Source organism: Streptomyces sp. NPDC051104 (assembly GCF_040682835.1).
GTDB lineage: Bacteria > Actinomycetota > Actinomycetes > Streptomycetales > Streptomycetaceae > Streptomyces > Streptomyces cynarae.
Window position 1 is genome coordinate 420,137 of sequence record NZ_JBFBBS010000001.1, and the last position, 18,141, is coordinate 438,277.

The following is an 18,141-nucleotide window of genomic DNA, read 5'->3' on the forward strand; positions in this document are numbered from 1 at the left end:
GCCGGGCACGATCTGACCGGCCGAGCCGGACCGTGAGCAGCAGCGCCGCGACGACGACTGCCTGGGTCGCGATCCCTGCGTGTACGAAGCGCAGCCACTGGGCCCGGAGACCGCCGGGCCATCCTCGGCGCCTCAGCCGGGGGCCCCGCCAGGCACAGGGGTGCGGGACTGATGAAGCTTGCAGAATTAACGCATTTCCTACCCGATGCGCGACAAAGAGGCCAGGGGGCGTGCTCTACTGGAGCGGCGGGTCTACGGAGCGGACATGAGGAGAGCAGGCACATGCCGGCGCACGACCACGCGCATGATCTGCAGGGCGGTCGACGCCCGGCGGGAGCGCTGGAGGCCGAGGTGATGGCCACGCTGTGGGTCGGCGACGAGGCGATTACCGTCATGCAGGTCCACACGGCCGTCGGGCAGGAACTCGCCTACCAAGACGGTACTCACGGTGCCGGCCAGGTTGCACGCCAAGGCCCTGCTGGAGCGCGAGCAGGCCGGGCGTGCCCACACCTACAGGCCGTGCCAGGCGCCCCCGGAGACCGCCGCCCACCAGATGAATGCGACTCTGGCGCGCGGCAGCGATCGCGCCGCTGTCCTCCAGCGCTTCGTCGAGGCCCTGGCCCCGCCGACAAGGCGGCCATGCGCGCCCTGCTCGACGCCCGGAACTGAAACCGCCGACCGGAGCTGGTTGCCGTGCGCATCACCGTCTACCTCCTCCTGCTGGCCCCGGCCTTGCTGGCTTTCCTCGGCCCGCACCTGGCACGCCATCTGGCCCCCGCCGCCGTGGTGCGCACACTCACCGGGCTGAGCATCATCGCGACGGTCGCCACCGTGTGGGGTCTGACCGCTCTGACAGTGGGCGGGCTGGGACGCACCGACGCGTTCCAGGACCACGCCCACAGCAGCCCGGCCGCCCTGGCCAGCTCCGACCCGGTTCCCAACGTCCTGGGGGCGCTGGCCGCCGGCCTGCTCGCGAGCGGGCTGCTCCGGACGCTCACGGTGATGTGGCGCCGACGGCGTGCCGTGCGCGAGCTTGCCCAGCTCAGGGAACTGCCCGCAGCCGGTGATTTGCTCGTGGTCGAGGGGGACCGGCCGGACGCGTACGCGCTGCCGGGCCGACCGCGGCGGATCGTTGTGACCGCCGCGATGCTGCGCGCCCTGCCCTCCGACGAACAGGCCGTGCTGCTCGCCCACGAACGCGCCCACCTGCTCCACCGGCACCACCTCTACGCGGTGGTCGCCGAGTCAGCGGCCGCCTGCAACCCGCTGTTGCGGCCTATGCGCGACCACATCACCTTCCACATCGAACGCTGGGCGGACGAGGAAGCCGCGCTGACCACTGGCAGCCGCCCGCTGGCCGCCCGTTCCCTGGCCCGTGCCGCGCTCGCGATCGCCGACGCCGCCCGAACCCATGGGCCGCAGGCGGTCTTGGCCTATCTGCGGCACAAGGTCACCGCGCGCGTTGGCGCCCTGCAGGCCGAACGTCCGACCAGCCGCTGGGCCGCGATCCTGCCCGCCGTAGCGGTCACCGCCCTGACTGGCTTGGCCTTCGCCGAAGTCACTTCCGACCTGGCCCGTTGCGTGCACGTCCTGCATCTGTCCTGAGGTCAGACCGCGGCACTTCGCTCCGGGAGCCGTCCGCGAACCCCTGGACGGCGACATTGCCGAGACCGGCGCCACCATGAGCGAACTGCGGGCGCAAAGCACGCCACTCGCGGGGAACCTACCGGCGAGCCCCGTCGGCAAGGCGTTGAAGCCGCCGTAGACGGCGAAGACGGCCCAGCTGGAGTGGAAAAGGCCAAGGCCGAGGTATCCGGCAGCGAAGAAGACCAGCCCGGTGGCGAAGACGGCCTGCCGGGGCAACCGGTCGGACAGACAGCACGCCGGCCGGGTAACTAAGCACCGCGTAGACGACGGCAGTTGTGGACGGCATAGGCGGCGACCACGAGCGCGGTGGACAGGCCCAGGTCATGGGCGCGCAACAGCAGCAGTGCGTCGGGGAAGTTGACCAGGTTGAAGGTGGTCAGCACGGCGAGCACGCGCCAGTAGCCGCCCGGGAGAGACCGACAGGCCGCTTTCGGCTTCGTCTCCCGCGTGGGGACGGTCGGCGGCACGGCGCGGGACTCGCGGACGGCTGCCACAAGGAAGACCGAGCCGATCGCGGAGACGACCGCGACCCAGAACAGCGGCCGCAGGTGGTGGTCGAGGGGGCGAGGGTCAGTCCGGTGAGCAGCGCGACCAGGGCGGCCTGCCAGGCGGCGCTCCAGCGGCTGCTGGGTCGTACGGCCCAGCAGCCGGGGGGCCGACACCACGTGCGTGGCGTTTCTTCCGGACGGCGTCACTCGCCCGGGCCGAGCAGGGATCGCAGGGCGGCCTCGTCCGCAGGGTCCAGGGTCTCGACGAAGCGCTGCAGTACGGCGGTGCGGTCGTGGCCGCGGTCCAGCGCGGTCTTCATCTGTTCGGCGGAAGCCTGGGCCGCTTCCTGGCACGGGTGATAGGCGTGGGCCCGGCCGATGCGCTCGCGTTCCAGCATCCCCTTGGCGTGCAGCCGCCCCAACACGGTGAGCACGGTCTTGTAGGCGAGCCCCGTGGCGAGGGCATCCTGGACGGCGCCCGCGGTCATCGGCTCCCCGGCACTCCACAGTACGGCCATGACCTCGGCCTCCAGAGCCCCGCTCGCCCTGCGGTCAGGGTGCTCGCCATCGCCGTCGCCAGCCATGACCAGTCCTCCTGATTCCTCCCGCACTCGCACCGCGCCCGATCCTACCCGCTGTGCGACTTCACTCAGGGACGGTTGCCGTCGCAGGCAAGACGCGGGTTAATCTTACAGCTCGTAGGACATATCCGGGAGCGTCAGCTCGCCCCCAGGCCGCGGTCCCCCGTTGCGAACCACGGCGGGGCGGCAGGGTCGACTTCGGAGCGGAGAGCGGGCCCGCGCCTGGCTGAGGAGTGGCGAACATGAGCGGACACCGGCGCAGGCCGTCTGGGAGGACCGAGCCGTCCGGCCCGGACGACATACGGTACGGCGGCCGGGCCGCGGCGCGCAGGGCCGCCCAGGCCGGGGGCGGACGAGCGGGACGCCGTGGTGCCGGCGCTGACACGCGACGTCCGGATGCCGGGCGGAGCGGCCGGCGCGGACGCGTCAACCATCCGCGCGCCGGGAAGTCGGGCCTCAGGCGGTGGCTGCCCTCGTGGAAGCGGGTGCTCGGCACCTTGCTGCTGCTCTGTGGCGGCCTGCTGGGCCTGGTCGCGTACGCGTACGCCAGCACGACCATCCCGAGCGCGAATCCCAGCACCCAGCAGCAGAGCAACACCTACTACTGGTCGGACGGTTCGGTGATGGCCACCCAGGGGTCGACCAACCGGCAGAACGTCGACCTCGCCCAAGTCCCCAAGCTAGTTCAGTGGGACTTCCTCGCCGCGGAGAACGCCACCTTCTACACCGATCCCGGCGTCGACACGCAAGGCATGCTCCGCGCCGTCTACCACATGGCCACGGGCGGTGAGGTGCAGTCCGGGTCCACCATCACCCAGCAGTTCGTGAAGAACACCTACCTCAACCAGAGTCAGTCGATCACCCGCAAGTTCAGGGAGATCCTTATCTCCCTGAAGATCGGCAGCCAGCTGTCCAAGCAGCAGATCCTGCAGGGCTATCTCAACAGCAACTACTACGGGCGGGGCGCCTACGGCATCGAGGCCGCAGCCAACGCCTACTATCACGTGCACGCCTCCCAACTGACCGTCAGCCAGGGCGCTTTCCTCACAGCCACGGTCAACGAGCCGAGCGTGATGATGCTCGCCGACACCGACCCGCAGGCCAAGGCCCAGGCCGTGGCGCGCTGGAAGTACGTGCTGGGCCGCATGGCCATCATCCACAAGATCAGCCAGGCGCAGGAACAGCAGTACCTCGCCGCCGGGTTCCCCACGCCTAAGCCCTACACGCCGTCGGCGGGGATGTCCGGGCAGACCGGCTACCTGGTACAGACCGCGGAAAAGTACGTCGAGGCCCATTCGTCCCTCACCGAACAGCAACTGGGCCACGGCGGCTACCAGATCTACACCACCTTCGACACGAAGAAGGTGAACGCACTGTCGACGTCCGTCGCCGCGATGGAGAAGAAGCACCTCAACCCGAACCACCGGTCGGCGGACAAGAACGTCCAGGTCGGCGCGGCGTCGATCGACCCGTCGACCGGCGCGGTCGTGGCCCTGTACGGCGGGGCGGGCTGGGACAAAGGCCACTGGACCGACAACGCGGACGCCACCGGCGTGCCGGTCGGCTCCACCTTCAAGCCCATCGACCTGGCCGCCGCACTCGACCACGGCGCCGTACTCTCCCCGGGCCAGCCGCCCTCGCCGATCACCCCCGACTCCAAGTTCAACGGCGACGACGGCATCACCATCAAGAACCAGCAGGGCCGACCGCAACCAGACCCGGGCGACCCCACCGGACTGCTCCACCAGCACAACGACACCACCACACGGTGGGGATACATCACCCTGCGCAAGGCGATGGAGCAGTCGGTCAACACCCCCTATGTCCAGCTCGGCGAGTACGCCGGCTACGACAACGTGGAGAACGAAGCCCTCAAGGCGGGCCTGCTGCGCACGAGCCTGCAGTACGACACCCCCGGCTTCTACATCGGCACCTCCACCCCCTCGGCGATCCGAATGGCCGGCGTGTACGCCACCTTCGACGACGGCGGCGTCCAGCACGAGCCGTACTCGGTGACCAAGGTCGTTGCCGAGGGCCAGCAGTTGCCCGGCTTCGACAAGCCCAAGGGCACAACCGCCATGCCCGCCTCGACCGCCGGCACCGTCACCGACGTCCTGCAGGGCGTCGTCAAGAACGGCACGGGCACCAACGCCCAGGCCCTCGGCCGCCCGGCGGCCGGCAAGACCGGCACCACCGACGACTACAAGTCGGCCTGGTTCATCGGTTACACGCCCCAACTGACCACGGCCGTCAGCATGTTCAAGGAGGACCCGAAAAAGGCCGGCCTGCAGTCGATGCAGGGCGTCGGCGGCTACTCCAAGGTCTTCGGCGCCGACATGCCCACCGAGGTGTGGACCGGCTACATGACCGCCGCCCTCCAGGGACAGTCCATCCAGCAGTTCCCGCCCGCACCCCAACCGGGCCAGAGCGCCGACGAGTACGGCGCCCCCTCACCCACCCCCTCCGCCACCGCGAGCGCCCCGCCGGCCACCCCGACCGCACCGGTCACGCCGAGCCCCACCACCGGACCGTGCCAGGGGCGGAAGAAGGACTGCGCCAGCCCGACCCCGACCGACACCTCGGGCACCACCACCGGCGGGACCGGTGGCTGGACCGGCGGCGGGGGCGGCGGGCTGCTCGGCGGCACCACCGGCGGCACCTCCTCCGCCCCCACGCCCACGACCAGTTCCACCCGCCCCGGCCGGCATCCGTAAGCGGTGGCCCAGTGATACGCACGACAGGCAAGTGGCGGAGACGAGCGGACGTCACACGGCGCAGGAGGACGCTGCCCGCCGCCGCGCGGGCCGGCGGCGGGCGCGGAGCCGCAGGCGGTGGAGCGTCGCCGCGCTGGCCTCCGTCACGATCCTGCTCATCGCGGGAGCCGGTGCCCTCTACCTCCAGCTCAACGGCAACATCAAGACCTTCGACGCGAGCGGGGAGAGCAAGGACCGCCCACCGGCCAACGCCGCAGTCGAGAACGTTGCGCCTGCCGAAAACCTCATCAGTCTCTGGTGGGAGATGATGTGCGGGATGCGCGGGGGATCGGGCGTTCGAAGGGGTCCTCTCGCACGGCTGGTACTCGCCGCAGCATGATGGCCGATCGTGCTGCTGCAATTGGCCTACCTGACAGTGACGAACGCGTTCGCCGTGCTGCGCCTGCTGCCGATGAGCGACCCGGTGGCCTTGTTCACGAGATTGCAGGTGCCGATAGATCATCCGCCCAGGTCACAGCCTTGATCGTCGATCTATGGCGTTACCGCAGGGCCCTGTGCCGCTCGAAAATACGATTCGTGCCGTGACCTGGCCGAGGATCGGCGCCGTACCCGGAGTCGGTACTGGCGGGGTCCAGCTGACAGAGGTCGAGTCGCCGTCGTCGCGCACCACGACGTCGGTCGGCGAGGGCGGTCCCTGCTGGACCGGGCCCGGCGGGCAGCCGCCCATGCCGGGTCCACCCAGCTCACCGAACTCCGAGATCGTCACACCCTGGGTGTTACCGTCGGCGTCCTGGTCCTGCCAGGCCATCACCTGGTACTGCCCGCCGGCCGCGATCGCCGCGGTGTCGGCGTTGAGGAACTCGTACGTCGCGGTGAAGCTGCCGTCGGCAACGTTGAGGCCGGAGGCGTAACCGCCTTTCGGCGCGTTCGCCAGCGGGCCCGGGACGGAGCGAACGTCGCGGCGCCCGATCTCGGTTTCCCGCAGGGCGGGCTCCACGATCCGCTGTTCCGTGAACGCCGGGTCGACCGCGGGACCGAGCCGGCCCTGGATCACCAGCGTGGTCGGTGCGGTCAGGGTGCCACCGGTGACGGCGACGTCGAGCGCCGTGGTGTCGGCGACGACGGTGCCGGCGAACTTGACCGACACGACATCACCGGCCCGGATGTCGGGCGTGACCTGCAGGCCGCCACCGGCGCCCCAGCAGAGTCCGCCGGGGTGGTTCACCTCGATCGCGGGATTACCGGCCGCGATAGAGGCAGCCGACCCCAGCGTGCCGGTGGCCGAGCCGACCACGCCGACTCCCGGGCGCCGTACCTCGATGGTCACCTGCTCGCCCGCGTGTTCGGAGAAGCCGTCGATCGAGACGTAGTCCCGGTCCGGGAAGATGGTGATGTTGTCCGGAAAAGCCGGAACGGCGGCTTGGGCGGCGAGCGGTGCGATCGATGCGCTGACCGCGGTCACGGCAATGACGACGCCTGCGGCCGCGGTACGTCTCCCCCTGCTCGCGCCCCGCGCAAACTTGCTCATGACGGCTTCCCCCCTCGTTGAGAAATGCCCCACCCGACGGGCGCTGAGCAGTCGGCGGTACTGAGGCAATCTCAAGAGTGACGAGCGCACGCCCGCCCCGGCAGCCACGTCTTGGGTACCCCGCCATCCCCAATCTGGAGGGGTTCGCCCTCCGTCACCGCCCGGCGACTCACCGCCGCCCGCGCACCGCCTGACCAGCCTGTGGGCAGTCGATCACGCCACCGTCTCGGTCGAGCAGCAGATCCGGCAGACGTAGGCCGGGGGGCCGGAGCCCGAAGAATTCACCCGGCCGTAGCCCCGTAGCGGCGCCGAGCAGCACAGCCCGCTCCCGAGGAGCAGGCGCTGGGGAGCGCCGCTCGGCGCTGTTCTTCGCCGCGTACGCGCTCTATTGCCGGCGGGAGATCCCCGGAGGTCAGGACCAGGACGGCGAGGAGGAAGAGCCGGAACCGCTGATGTTCCGGCCCGAGGCTGCCTCCCGGCCACCTGGGCGGTCGTGGCGCGGACCCTGGCCACCCTGGTTGGGATCTTCTTCGCCTCGCGGCTGTCCGTGAAGCAGCTCGATGCCATCGGCCCGATGCTCGGGCTGTCCGCCTCGGGTGTCCCGTCATCGGGCCGCCGCGCACCTACACGTGGGGTTCGGCACCTCCACTGCGTGCGACCCGATGATGGGTGGCACTGTCAGTGGCGGCTCCGACCGTGGTTGTCGCCGCCCATGTCGTCAGTGCCACCGTGGCGTCCGTCGTCGTGGCCACCATGGTCGTCGGCCTTGGAGCGGTCGTCGCCGGCACGACGGTCGTCGGTCCCGGTGAAGTCGTCCCTGGCACGACGGTCGTCGGTCCCGGTGAAGTCGTCCCTGGCACGACGGTCGTCGGTCCCGGTGGGGTCGTCGTCGATGGCGCCGCCCTCGCCGTCGCGGCCGCGATCGTCGCGAGCTGACTCGTGTTCCGCCCTCACGATCCGGCCGCTGCCCCGGTCGACGTATACCCTGAGCCGGCTGCCGTTCTTGAGGATCTTCACGCTCCATGCCGTACGGCCGTGCTCCACCTCCGGCTCGACCTCGATGACCTTCCCACCGCCTACGTGAAGAAGGGCGATCTCGCCGGCGCGTCCGGGACTCACCGGCGTGCTCGCGGTCGCGGTCGGACCCGCCGTCACATCGGCCGCCGGGACGGGGGTGGGCGTCGTGGTCGCAACGGACGACGCGCTCCGGGTGGGGGTCGTGCCGTGGCTGTCGTCGGCGAGAGCGGTGCCGGCGACCCCGGCGGCCAATGCCCCCGCAGCGAGCAGAATCATGGACGTGCGCTTCATGGCGAACCTCCTGCGAATGCCGTGTGGTGCTGCAAGGTTCGCCCGAGTCGGGATAGGGCCGCGCTGCGCCCGTGCTAAGAGCAGGCTAAGACGGTCCCTGCGGGCGCGGACCGGGCGAGGGCGGCCCCAGTTCAAGCGTCACCCGGGCACCGCCGGTCGGACCGGTCGCCAGATCCAGCCGCCCGCCACTGGACTGGGCGACGCGACGGGCGATGTCCAGTCCAAGTCCGGTCGACCCACCGCCGCTCGCACCACGCCGGACCTGGTCCGACGACAGGCCGGGGCCGTCGTCCGCCACCGTCAGCACGGCTCCGCCACCGGACCTGGGCGCCAGGGTGACAGCGAAGGCGGTGCCGTCGGGAGTATGGGCGAACACATTGCCCAGCAAAGCGTCCACGGCGGCGCCGAGTTCGTCGGCGGGGACCCCGACCGGCAGCGGGCCGCTCGCCGACACGTCGAGGGTGACGGCCCGGCCGGTGTCCTCGGCCAGCACGGTCCAGAACGCCACCCGGTCGCGTATCGAAGCGGTCGCCTCGCAGCCCGCGCCGGTATACGTATCCCGGCGATGGCGGGCCTGGCGGATCAGGCCGGTGACCGCCCGCTCCATGGCGTCCACACGCACGGCGATACGGGCGGCGTCGGCGCCGTCGGCCAGTGACTCGGCCTCCAACCGCAGTGACGTCAGCGGTGCACGCAGACGATGGGACAGGTCCGCGACCTGCTCGCGCTCCTCCCGCAGCAGCTCCTGGATCCGCCCGGCAAGGTGGTTGAGCGCCCCGGCGACCTCACGCAGCTCCGGTGGACCGACCGGGTGGGCGCGTGCCGTGAGATCCGCCCGTGCCAGCTGGTGGGACACGGCGGACAGCTCCGCGATGGGGGCGACCAGGGTGCGGCTGAGCCGGTCCGCGACGAGAAGGCCGAGCAGCAGGAGCGAGACGCCGAGGCCGACGAGGACCAGCCAGGCCCGGGCCACCCCGCGGGTCATTTCGGCAGCCGGCACGAACGCTCGGATCACGGCGGTGCCGTCCGGCCGTCCCATCACGGCCACCACGATTTCGCGGCCGTCGGGACGCTCCACCGTCCGGCTGACTCCCGCCCGGGCCGCGAGCTGCACGGCGCTGGTCCGTGGTGCAGGCGTGCCCAGCACCGACCCGTCGGGGAGGAAGACCGTGATCGGGCCGCGGGACTCGGCGGCCATGTGCTCGACGCTGAATCGCAGGGCGTCCTGCTCGGCGGTGCCCACCACGGACACCAGACTCTGGGCGTCAGCGCTGGCTGCGACGACGGCGCGGTCCTGTGCCACGGTACGCAGCAGCAGCGCCAAGGGCACCACGAAGGCGAGGAGAGCCAGGCACATGGTGGCTGCGACGAGCAGTGTCAGCCTGCGCCTCATCGCCGGTCCGCGGGTGCACTCAGCCGGACCCCGACTCCGCGCACGGTGTGCAGGTAGCGCGGCTCCTGTGCGGTTTCGCCGAGTTTGCGACGCAGCCAGGACAGGTGTACGTCCACCGTCTTGTCAGTGCTGCCGTAGGGCACCCGCCATACCTCGGTGAGCAGTTCCCGCTTGGTGACGACCTGTCCGGCCCGGTCGGCGAGGTAGTGCAGGAGGTCGAACTCACGCGGAGTGAGATCAAGCATGACGCCGGTCAGGCTCGCCTCGCGGGCGCCCGGGTCGATGCGCAGATCACCGACGACGGTCACGGCCGCGCCATCCTGGTGGCCGATCCCCCGCCGGAGCACCGCCCGGACCCGCGCCTCGAGTTGGGCGGCGGTGAACGGCTTCACCACATAGTCGTCAGCGCCGGCATCCAGTCCACGGATGATCTCCGCCTCGTCGTCCCGTGCCGTCGCGATGATCACCGGCACCGAGCTGACCGCACGCAGCATCCGCAGCAACTCGATGCCATCAAGATCCGGCAGGCCGAGGTCGAGGACCACGAGGTCGGGACGCTCGTCCAGTGTGGTCTGCAGGCCGCCCATCGCGGTGTGCGCGGCGGCGACCGCATGGCCGCACTCTCCCAGGGCACGGATCAGCGGCATCCGTATCGTCGGGTCGTCTTCGATGAGCAGCAGGCGCGCCACATCGGCACGCTATCTCAACAAGCGGGCGCGCCAGGGCCGTTAACCGTCCCTTAGGGTTGCCCGGTTCCGTCCTTAACGACAGAAGCGGCATAGTCCTGCACATGCCTCGCCGCGCCCTCCTCGCCATGGCCGGCTGGACGGCCGCCGCCGTGACCGCCACGCTCACCGGCCTGGCCGCCGTCCAGCTCATCGGCGACGGGATCACGGCCTCCACCGACAGTGGGGTGCTCACCCCCCAGCAGGTCGAGCGGCAACTCGCATCCGCGACGGCTTCGCAATCGGCCGATCCGAGCACGGCGTCGCCCACCCCGCCGCAGACACCCGCACCGACCACCCGGATCCCGTCCACCGGCGCGGTCAAGAAGACGCTCTCCACTCCGGGCGGGACAGTCATCGCCGAGTGCAACGGCGCCACGGTGCGGCTGGTGTCATGGGCCCCCGCGCAGGGCTTCGGGGTCAAACGCGCCGACCGGGGCCCGGACGAGCACGCCGAGGTGACGTTCGAGGGAGCCACCGGCAAGATCGAGCTCCGGGTGAGCTGCGTGAACGGCCGGCCCACCGACTCCTGGAAACAGGACGACTGAAAGCGCGCCGCCTCCAGGCGCCGGGAGCGATCCGGCGGCCCATGGTCCAGGACGGCGATGCCGCGGGCCATATCGGAGTCGCGGCAACTAGACGTTGAAGCGGAACTCCACCACGTCCCCGTCCTGCATCACATAGTCCTTGCCCTCCATGCGGGCCTTGCCCTTGGCGCGGGCCTCCGCCACCGAGCCGGTCTCCACCAGGTCCTCGAAGGAGATGACCTCCGCCTTGATGAAGCCCTTCTGGAAGTCGGTGTGGATGACGCCGGCCGCCTCGGGGGCCGTGGCGCCCTTCTTGATCGTCCAGGCGCGGGACTCCTTCGGGCCCGCCGTGAGGTAGGTCTGCAGGCCCAGGGTGTCGAAGCCGACGCGGGCCAGGGTCGCGAGGCCCGGTTCGTGCTGGCCGACCGACTCGAGGAGCTCGAGGGCCTCGTCCTCGTCCAGCTCGGCGAGGTCCGCCTCCAGCTTGGCGTTGAGGAAGATCGCCTCCGCGGGGGCGACCAGCGCGCGCTGCTCGCCCTTGAACGCGTCGTCCATCAGCTCGTCCTCGTCGACGTTGAAGACGTAGAGGAAGGGCTTGGTGGTGAGGAGGTGCAGGTCGTGGAGGAGCTCGTTGCGCTCGGTGCCCTGAACGATGCCGTGCGCGAAGAGCGTGTCGCCCTTCTCCAGGATCTCCTTGGCCTCCTCGACCGCCTTCACCTTCGGGGCGACGTCCTTCTTGATCCGCGACTCCTTCTGCAGGCGCGGCAGGACCTTCTCGATCGTCTGCAGGTCCGCGAGGATGAGCTCGGTGTTGATCGTCTCGATGTCCTCCTTCGGCGAGACCTTGCCGTCCACGTGCACGACGTTCTCGTCCTTGAAGGCGCGGATGACCTGGCAGATCGCGTCCGACTCACGGATGTGCGCGAGGAACTTGTTGCCCAGGCCCTCGCCCTCGCTGGCGCCGCGCACGATGCCTGCGATGTCGACGAAGTCCACGGTCGCCGGGAGGATCCGCTCCGACTTGAAGATCTCCGCCAGCTTGGCGAGACGGGCGTCGGGGACACCGACGACGCCGACGTTCGGCTCGATCGTGGCGAACGGGTAGTTGGCCGCGAGCACGTCGTTCTTGGTCAGGGCGTTGAACAGGGTCGACTTGCCGACGTTGGGCAGACCGACGATTCCGATACTAGTACTCATGACACAAACGTCCGCTCAAGATCGCCAACGGGGGGGTACAGCCGTGACTCCCGGCATGCTCATCGGCTCCTCGACTCCCCGGCAGCCCAAGCGCGCCATCATCTACGTGCAGGTATCACGGTACAGGGACAAGGACGAGAAGATCTCGCCCGAACTCCAGATCGAGGCCTGTACCGCTCTCGCCGAGCGTGAGGGCATGGTCGTCGTCGACGTCTTGCAGGACCTCAATCTGAGCGGCAAGTACTTCGCCAAACGGCAGATCGAGCAGATCATCCAGCGAGTGGCCCGAGGCGAGGCGGATGTCGTCCTGGTATGGCGCTGGTCACGATTCGGTCGTGACGCCACGCTCAGCTCGTACAACATCAAGCGCCTGGAGAGGGGCGGCGGTGAGATACGCGCTGCCGAGGAGGACATCGACACCTCAAGCAGCGGTGGACGGCTTGGCCGGAACACCCACCTCGTGGTCGCCGAGTACGAGGTGGACCGCAGCCGTGAATCGTGGATGGAAACCCATGACCACCGACGTCGGCGGCCCCCCTCTACGAACGCGACAGGCCCGGCGAGCTGGTGCATGTCGACATCAAGAAGCTCGGCAACATCCCCGACGGCGGCGGCCACAAGGTCCTGGGCCGCCAGGCAGGTCGCAAGACGCGTTCCGGTGCCGGCTACAGCTATGTGCACACCGCCGTCGACGACCACTCCCGCCTGGCCTACAGCGAGATCCTCACCGACGAGAAGAAGGAGACCGCCGTCGCCTTCTGGGGGCGGGCGCAGGCGTTCTTCGCCTCCTGCGGTATCACCGTGGAGCGCGTCTTGACCGACAACGGCTCCTGCTACAAGTCCGTCTGTGGCGCGATGCCCTGGCAGCAGCCGGCATCACGCACAAGCGCACGCGCGCCTACCGGCCGCAGACGAACGGCAAGGTCGAGCGGTTCAACCGCACTCTGCTCGACGAGTGGGCCTACACCCGCCCCTACCGGTCAGAACAACAACGACGCGACGCCTTCCCCGACTGGCTGCACACCTACAATCACCACCGCGGACACACCGCGCTGAAAGGCCAGCCACCCGCCAGCCGCGTTCCTAACCTCTCAGGGCAATACAGCTAGCCCGCCCCCCCGGATGATCACCTCCCTGAGTCACCCACGCACGCGCCGTTGACCGGCCAGTGCGGAAGACGAGAGATCTCGACCCCCAATTATTGATCGACGTGGCCTCCCGCATGCATGAATGCTGCCTGGACAGCGGAGCGATCGTGCCCACCGACAAGCAAGTGACGCAACAGAATGCGTGCCTTGAGCGGGTCGAGGAACCCGGCGGAAATCAGACCACGGCTCAGTAGGTCGGACTCGGAGCCGGCATAGGCGTAGGTGCGGGCCAGCACCGAACCGGCACCGGTGCGGGAGGACAGCACCACGGGGATGCGGGAGGCCACTTCAGCGAGTGCGTCCGCCACCCGGTCGGGCACGTGCCCTGCGCCGAAACCGGCGATGACCAGCCCGTCAAGCCGATCGGTGGCACCGTCCAACCACCATCCGGTGTCCCCGAGCACCATCGTCACCAGGCCGATCTCTACAGCACGACGCTGCGCGTCGACCATCGGAACGACGGTCCGGCCGAAGGGGTGATTGAGCACTCGCGGCCGTCCTTCCACAACGTATCCGAGTGGGCCGCCGTTGGCTGACTGAAATGGGCATGCGCTGGTGGAGTGGGCCTTTCGGACGCGGCTGGCGGCGTGGATCTCGTCAGCGAACACCACAACGACGCCCAGGTCACGGGCCTGTGGACTGGCGGCAGTGCGCACCGCGGCAAGCAAGTTGGCCGGCCCGTCGGCGCCCGCCAGGGTGGGGTTGCGCATCGCCCCGGTGACCACCACCGGTTGGGGCCGGTCATGGACCAGATCAAGTAGATACGCGGTTTCCTCGATGGTGTCGGTCCCCTGGATGATGACGACCCCGTCCACCCCCTGGCGGAACCGCTGGTCTATCGCGTCCGACAGTGCGGCAAGGTCGTCGAAACCGAGGCAGGACCCAGGAACACGACGAAAGTCCTCGACCTCGAGGCAGATCCCGGTATCGTCCAGACCGGGCACGGAGGCGACGAGTTGTTTCGCTGACAGCGCCGGGACGACGCCTCCGTTGTCGTTGGCCGTCATGGAGATCGTGCCGCCAAGGCCGAACACCGTAAGGCGCTGGTCGGACGAGACCGTAACATCGGAAGCTGACATGGGAGTTCCTCTCAGAGCCGTACCCGGCCGACCGGTGATGTGGTGAACGAAATGCTCCGGCACGCTCAGCGCCCGTTGAACGGGAACCGGCGCCGGAAGTCCCGGGCGGCCTCTTCCATGGTGATGAACCGAACGCCCTCGTGGCCGCGCCAGTACTCGATCAGGCGCTCCAGCATGAGCAGCACCTGGGGTCGGCCGGAGACGTCGGGATGCAGGGTGACTGGGAAGACCCCGTAGTCCATCTCGCGGTAGACCCAGTCGAACTGGTCGCGCCACAGCATTTCGATGTCGCGTGGGTTGACGAATCCGTGACTGTTCGGGGATTGCTTGATGAACATCATCGGCGGTAGATCGTCGACGTACCAGTTGCCGCAAAACTCCACGAGGTCGACCTCGCGGCCACGGACCAGTGGTCGCATCCACTCGGCTGCGTTCTTGTTGTAGTCGATGTTCGTCCAGGAATCGCCCACCCTGGCGTAGAAGGGCGTGAAGTCGTTGTAGTTCTGCGAGTGGTCGTAGCTGAATCCGTTCTCCTGCAACAGCGATGCGGTGTACTCGCTCAGCTCCCACCACGGCGCGACATAGCCCCGTGGCCGCTGGCCACTGAGCTTCTCGATCAGCTCGATACTCCTGGCGAGCACGTCCCGTTCCTGCTGCGGGTTCATCGCGATCGGGTTCTCATGTGAGTAGCCGTGGGCGCCGATCTCGTGCCCAGCGTCCGCGACCGCGCGCATCTGGTCGGGAAAGGTCTCTATGGAATGGCCGGGAATGAACCAACTGGTTCGCAGCTCGTACTTCTCGAACAGGCGCAGCAGGCGCGGGACGCCCACCTCGCCGGCGAACATGCCACGCTGGATGTCGTTGGGCGAATCCTCGCCACCGTAGGAGCCGAGCCAGCCAGCTACCGCGTCGACATCGACACCGAGGCAGATCTGGATGTCCTTGGTCATATCAGAAGTTCTCCTTGACATAGGGTGAAGACGTCGTGGATGGCGAGTCCAAGGGTCAGCTACCGTCGAGCGCCTCGTGCACCTGTCGGGTCGCCTCAGTCAGTGCGTTCTGGTCGGCCTCGCTCCACTCGCGCTCGCTGAGACTGTGCACCGACAGCCAGCCGATCAGCTTGCGGCCACGTTCGATGGGAGCGAGCATCTGCGCGTTGACGCCGTACACCGTGATCAATGCGTCTGGCGGCGTCGGGTCGGCGCGAAAGTGCGGCTGCACCAGCGGACGGCGATGCTGTTCCAGCCACTGCACGGTATTGAGCCGCCGCTGGTCCAGGGAACTGTCACGGCGAATCGACCGAACACCGGGTGCGACGGCCTCGCCCGCGGTCAGGTCCACGTGCATGCCGTGTTCCGGCAGGTCGATGCGGAATGTGGTGCGGTGTGCGCCGGTCGCGGACAGCAGGTTCTCCAGCGCGTGCTGGAATCGCATGCGCAGTGTGCCGGTGGCCAGCAGCTGTCCCCAGCCATTGATGACTCCGGACGTACCGCCCAGGCGCAGAGCGTGCCACAGGGTCGCCGCCACGCTGTCGAACACCGGTATGCCCAACTGGTTTTCCACATCGACGACATGCGGCGCGCCGTACACGTTGGTGCAGACCACTGCGACCGCGTGCACATCACCCGATCCGGCCTGCTCGATGAGCTGCCGGACCCGCTGCGCAGGTGCGGTGGCGAAGTCCGTGTTCTCGGTCAGCCCCAGAGACGCCGTACGCACACAGTCCACTCCGTGCTCGGCGTAGCGGGCCACGATCCGCTCGGTCACGTCGGTGGTGTAGGGCACCGCGAGGCCCAGCCGGGTCACCCCGAAGGCGCGGCAGGCGTCCAGCAGGGCGAGCGTGGAGGTGGTCGCGCGGATACCGGTTTCCTTTTCGATGGCCGCGACCAGCGCCTGATCGTGGTCCACACCCAGCCATGATCCGGCCGTGCCGTTCCAGACGATCACATCAACCTGCGCGTCGGCGAGCAGCCGTGCCGCCGCTATCATGGGTTCGACCTGGAACTGCGCAGTGGCCTCGCTGTCCAAGGCGATCCTGGACACCGGTACCCGGCTGGCGTACATGACGGCGGGCGTTCCGGCTCCGAGCAGCATCGCCGACGTCACCGGTTCCAGGCATGTGTTGGACGAGGGCGTGAGCATGCCGACCCGGAGCTGTCCGGATTCGTTGTTCTCCATCACTGTTCTCCGGCAGAAGTAGTCAGAAGGTTCACACTGGAAGCCGACGGGCGTAGTCCAATGTCACGTTGCATACGGTGAACAGCACACCGCAGCCGACAAAGAACAGCAGGGCACCGGTATAGCTGCCGGTTGCGCCGACGATGAACCCGACGATGATCGGACTGAGGATGCCTGCGACGTTCCCGCCAAGGTTCATGGCTCCGCCCATGATCCCCGCGTTGGTCCGGCCGGCCAGGATCGACGGAACGCTCCAGTAGACGCCGGCCCACCGCAGAAAGAACATCACCACGGACAGGAAGGCGACGGCGACCGTCGCATTGGGCACGAGAGTTACCCCGAGCAAAGCAAGCACCACGAAGACCCCGGCAGCGCCCAACAAGGTACGCAGCACAACGTTGGGGGACGCGCCCCGGGCACGCCACCAGTCGGCCAGCCAGCCACCGACGAGCTCACCGACGAAGCCGGCACCGAAGATCACCAGAGTGGAGTATCCGATGGCGGCAAGCTGGAAATGCTTGGTCTCCGACAGGTACAGGGGTCCCCAGGTGAGCAGGCCGTAGAACACACCGTTGAACCCGCACCAGCCAAGGCACATAGCCCAGAAGGAGCGGTAGCGGGCGTACCGCAACAGGCTGACCCGGCCGGCTGGCTGAGGATCATCGGCGTCCTCCTGCCTGTGCGAAGCCTCGACGTACGCGATCTCCGCTGCGTTGGCCGCCGGGTGCTCCCGCGGGGTGTTGCGGATGTACCAGGCCGCGAGCAGGCCGACCACCAACGTGGCCACCCCAGCGATGACGAACGCCGGTCGCCAGCCACCAGTGAGCCCGATCAACCACGAGATGCTCACACCACCGATCGCGGTGCCAAGGGGGGCACCACCGTCGAGCAACGTCCCGCCTCGCCCACGCTCGGCCGGCGTCATCCAGTTGGCGTTGAGCTTGCCGCCCGCCGGGTAGATCGGTGCCTCGGCCGCACCGAGCAGCAGCCGGAAGGACATCAACCCGCCGAGACTGAACGCGGCGGCCGTAAGCGCCTGCGCAATGCCCCAGCCGGTGCACGAAATCGCAGCCATCACCCGGGGCTTGAACCTGTCCACCAGCCAACCAGCAGGTAGCTGCATCAGCGCGTAGCTCCAGAAGAAGGCGGACAGCGCAACGCCAGTGGCGCCTTTGGAAATGTGCAGCTGTTTCGTGATCAACGGCATGGCGACCGAGATCGACCCTCGGTCGACATAGTTCAGCGCGACGATCCCCAGCAGCAGGACGAAGATCTTCCACCGTACACGCGTGGGGCGGGCAGCCGCCTGCGCGGTAGGCGCTCCGCTCGGCAAATCATCGACGAGTTCGACGGAATCTCCCATTGCGCCCTCCTTTTCCTTGTCAGGACCTGTTCCGAAGTCTGGTTGGTACGGGTTCGTCAGCGTGTCGTGCGCGATAGGCAGCGAGGCCGCTGGTAGCGCCAAACAGAACCCCCAGGTGTCTAGGAGGTCCCCGGCGTCACATCTTTGGAGAGGCGGCCGGACGCGTCGAGCGCCGGGCGTACCCAGTGCCCGCTCTGATCCCGGCCGGGACCCGAGAGTTGTTTGGTGCTTCCCTGCAGGCCGGACCACCCTCCGCCGCATCGAG

18 protein-coding genes and 2 pseudogenes are annotated in these 18,141 nt (G+C 68.7%); 8 read left to right on the top strand and 12 right to left on the bottom strand.

Annotated features, from left to right (window positions below; translation table 11 throughout):
* Positions 1-252: 252 nt before the first annotated feature.
* A complete protein-coding gene (locus AB0N14_RS02080; protein WP_366023808.1) occupies positions 253-447 on the bottom strand; it encodes a hypothetical protein in 195 nt (64 codons plus the stop codon).
* Between the two features lies 1 nt (position 448).
* On the opposite strand from AB0N14_RS02080, the gene AB0N14_RS02085 reads away from it, so the two are divergent.
* Positions 449-808, top strand: coding sequence for a BlaI/MecI/CopY family transcriptional regulator (locus AB0N14_RS02085; protein WP_366023809.1), 360 nt, complete (start codon positions 449-451; stop codon positions 806-808).
* Positions 694-1,605, top strand: coding sequence for a M56 family metallopeptidase (locus tag AB0N14_RS02090; protein WP_366023810.1), 912 nt, complete (start codon positions 694-696; stop codon positions 1,603-1,605). The genes AB0N14_RS02085 and AB0N14_RS02090 overlap by 115 nt, the downstream gene beginning before the upstream one ends.
* 290 nt (positions 1,606-1,895) lie before the next feature.
* On the opposite strand, the gene AB0N14_RS02095 is transcribed toward AB0N14_RS02090, so the two are convergent.
* Both AB0N14_RS02095 and AB0N14_RS02100 read right to left on the bottom strand, forming a co-directional pair.
* Positions 1,896-2,312 carry a hypothetical protein gene (locus AB0N14_RS02095; protein WP_366023811.1) on the bottom strand — a complete coding sequence of 139 codons (417 nt, stop codon included), beginning with the start codon at positions 2,310-2,312 and terminating at the stop codon, positions 1,896-1,898.
* Between the two features lie 26 nt (positions 2,313-2,338).
* A complete protein-coding gene (locus AB0N14_RS02100) occupies positions 2,339-2,719 on the bottom strand; it encodes a BlaI/MecI/CopY family transcriptional regulator (RefSeq protein WP_366023812.1) in 381 nt (126 codons plus the stop codon).
* Positions 2,720-3,201: 482 nt separating this feature from the next.
* On the opposite strand from AB0N14_RS02100, the gene AB0N14_RS02105 reads away from it, so the two are divergent.
* Genes AB0N14_RS02105 through AB0N14_RS02115 form a run of 3 tightly spaced genes read left to right on the top strand, consistent with a single transcriptional unit; the run spans position 3,202 to position 5,953 of the window.
* A complete protein-coding gene (locus AB0N14_RS02105) occupies positions 3,202-5,430 on the top strand; it encodes a transglycosylase domain-containing protein (RefSeq protein WP_366023813.1) in 2,229 nt (742 codons plus the stop codon).
* Between the two features lie 31 nt (positions 5,431-5,461).
* Positions 5,462-5,809, top strand: coding sequence for a hypothetical protein (locus AB0N14_RS02110; RefSeq protein ID WP_366023814.1), 348 nt, complete (start codon positions 5,462-5,464; stop codon positions 5,807-5,809).
* 9 nt (positions 5,810-5,818) lie between these two features.
* Entirely contained in the window at positions 5,819-5,953 is a 135-nt protein-coding gene (locus tag AB0N14_RS02115; RefSeq protein WP_366023815.1) for a hypothetical protein, read from the top strand.
* Here the strand turns inward: AB0N14_RS02115 and AB0N14_RS02120 are convergent.
* From AB0N14_RS02120 to AB0N14_RS02135, 4 genes are all read right to left on the bottom strand, one after another.
* Positions 5,942-6,958 (bottom strand): hypothetical protein, encoded by a 1,017-nt coding sequence (locus AB0N14_RS02120; RefSeq protein ID WP_366023816.1) that lies wholly within the window; start codon positions 6,956-6,958, stop codon positions 5,942-5,944. The genes AB0N14_RS02115 and AB0N14_RS02120 overlap by 12 nt on opposite strands.
* Before the next feature lie 678 nt (positions 6,959-7,636).
* Positions 7,637-8,266, bottom strand: coding sequence for a PepSY domain-containing protein (locus AB0N14_RS02125; protein ID WP_366023817.1), 630 nt, complete (start codon positions 8,264-8,266; stop codon positions 7,637-7,639).
* An 85-nt stretch (positions 8,267-8,351) separates the two neighbouring features.
* Positions 8,352-9,659 (bottom strand): HAMP domain-containing sensor histidine kinase, encoded by a 1,308-nt coding sequence (locus tag AB0N14_RS02130; RefSeq protein ID WP_366023818.1) that lies wholly within the window; start codon positions 9,657-9,659, stop codon positions 8,352-8,354.
* On the bottom strand, positions 9,656-10,348 hold the full coding sequence (locus AB0N14_RS02135) for a response regulator transcription factor (RefSeq protein WP_366023819.1): 693 nt from the start codon (positions 10,346-10,348) through the stop codon (positions 9,656-9,658). Before AB0N14_RS02135 ends, AB0N14_RS02130 begins: the two co-directional genes overlap by 4 nt.
* A 101-nt stretch (positions 10,349-10,449) precedes the next feature.
* Here AB0N14_RS02135 and AB0N14_RS02140 point away from each other — a divergent pair, with 101 nt between their 5' ends.
* Positions 10,450-10,932 (top strand): hypothetical protein, encoded by a 483-nt coding sequence (locus tag AB0N14_RS02140; RefSeq protein ID WP_366023820.1) that lies wholly within the window; start codon positions 10,450-10,452, stop codon positions 10,930-10,932.
* An 87-nt stretch (positions 10,933-11,019) separates the two neighbouring features.
* On the opposite strand, the gene ychF is transcribed toward AB0N14_RS02140, so the two are convergent.
* Positions 11,020-12,108, bottom strand: coding sequence for a redox-regulated ATPase YchF (ychF, locus tag AB0N14_RS02145; protein WP_366023821.1), 1,089 nt, complete (start codon positions 12,106-12,108; stop codon positions 11,020-11,022).
* 55 nt (positions 12,109-12,163) lie between these two features.
* On the opposite strand from ychF, the pseudogene AB0N14_RS02150 reads away from it, so the two are divergent.
* Together AB0N14_RS02150 and AB0N14_RS02155 are read left to right on the top strand one after the other, a co-directional pair.
* A pseudogene (locus AB0N14_RS02150) lies at positions 12,164-12,577 on the top strand (recombinase family protein); the annotation flags it as partial.
* An 83-nt stretch (positions 12,578-12,660) separates the two neighbouring features.
* Positions 12,661-13,217: pseudogene (locus tag AB0N14_RS02155) on the top strand (IS481 family transposase); the annotation flags it as partial.
* A gap of 89 nt (positions 13,218-13,306) precedes the next feature.
* Here AB0N14_RS02155 and AB0N14_RS02160 read toward each other — a convergent pair.
* The 4 genes from AB0N14_RS02160 to AB0N14_RS02175 all read right to left on the bottom strand — a co-directional run bounded on the left by AB0N14_RS02160 (position 13,307) and on the right by AB0N14_RS02175 (position 17,876).
* On the bottom strand, positions 13,307-14,335 hold the full coding sequence (locus AB0N14_RS02160) for an asparaginase (RefSeq protein ID WP_366023822.1): 1,029 nt from the start codon (positions 14,333-14,335) through the stop codon (positions 13,307-13,309).
* Positions 14,336-14,400: 65 nt separating this feature from the next.
* Positions 14,401-15,285: a polysaccharide deacetylase gene (locus AB0N14_RS02165; protein ID WP_366023823.1), complete on the bottom strand. Its 885-nt coding sequence runs from the start codon at positions 15,283-15,285 to the stop codon at positions 14,401-14,403.
* A 55-nt stretch (positions 15,286-15,340) separates the two neighbouring features.
* Entirely contained in the window at positions 15,341-16,429 is a 1,089-nt protein-coding gene (locus AB0N14_RS02170; RefSeq protein WP_366023824.1) for a GAF domain-containing protein, read from the bottom strand.
* A gap of 115 nt (positions 16,430-16,544) precedes the next feature.
* The gene (locus AB0N14_RS02175) at positions 16,545-17,876 is read right to left on the bottom strand and encodes an MFS transporter (RefSeq protein ID WP_366023825.1); all 1,332 of its coding nucleotides are present in this window, start codon (positions 17,874-17,876) and stop codon (positions 16,545-16,547) included.
* Between the last annotated feature and the right edge of the window lie 265 nt (positions 17,877-18,141).

Coding starts and splice junctions, on each gene's coding strand:
- AB0N14_RS02100 (WP_366023812.1), bottom strand. CDS start 2,719: ATGGCTGGCGACGGCGATGGCGAGCACCCTGACCGCAGGGCGAGCGGG.
- AB0N14_RS02120 (WP_366023816.1), bottom strand. CDS start 6,958: ATGAGCAAGTTTGCGCGGGGCGCGAGCAGGGGGAGACGTACCGCGGCC.
- AB0N14_RS02125 (WP_366023817.1), bottom strand. CDS start 8,266: ATGAAGCGCACGTCCATGATTCTGCTCGCTGCGGGGGCATTGGCCGCC.
- AB0N14_RS02130 (WP_366023818.1), bottom strand. CDS start 9,659: ATGAGGCGCAGGCTGACACTGCTCGTCGCAGCCACCATGTGCCTGGCT.
- AB0N14_RS02140 (WP_366023820.1), top strand. CDS start 10,450: ATGCCTCGCCGCGCCCTCCTCGCCATGGCCGGCTGGACGGCCGCCGCC.
- ychF (WP_366023821.1), bottom strand. CDS start 12,108: ATGAGTACTAGTATCGGAATCGTCGGTCTGCCCAACGTCGGCAAGTCG.
- AB0N14_RS02160 (WP_366023822.1), bottom strand. CDS start 14,335: ATGTCAGCTTCCGATGTTACGGTCTCGTCCGACCAGCGCCTTACGGTG.
- AB0N14_RS02165 (WP_366023823.1), bottom strand. CDS start 15,285: ATGACCAAGGACATCCAGATCTGCCTCGGTGTCGATGTCGACGCGGTA.
- AB0N14_RS02170 (WP_366023824.1), bottom strand. CDS start 16,429: ATGCTGCTCGGAGCCGGAACGCCCGCCGTCATGTACGCCAGCCGGGTA.
- AB0N14_RS02175 (WP_366023825.1), bottom strand. CDS start 17,876: ATGGGAGATTCCGTCGAACTCGTCGATGATTTGCCGAGCGGAGCGCCT.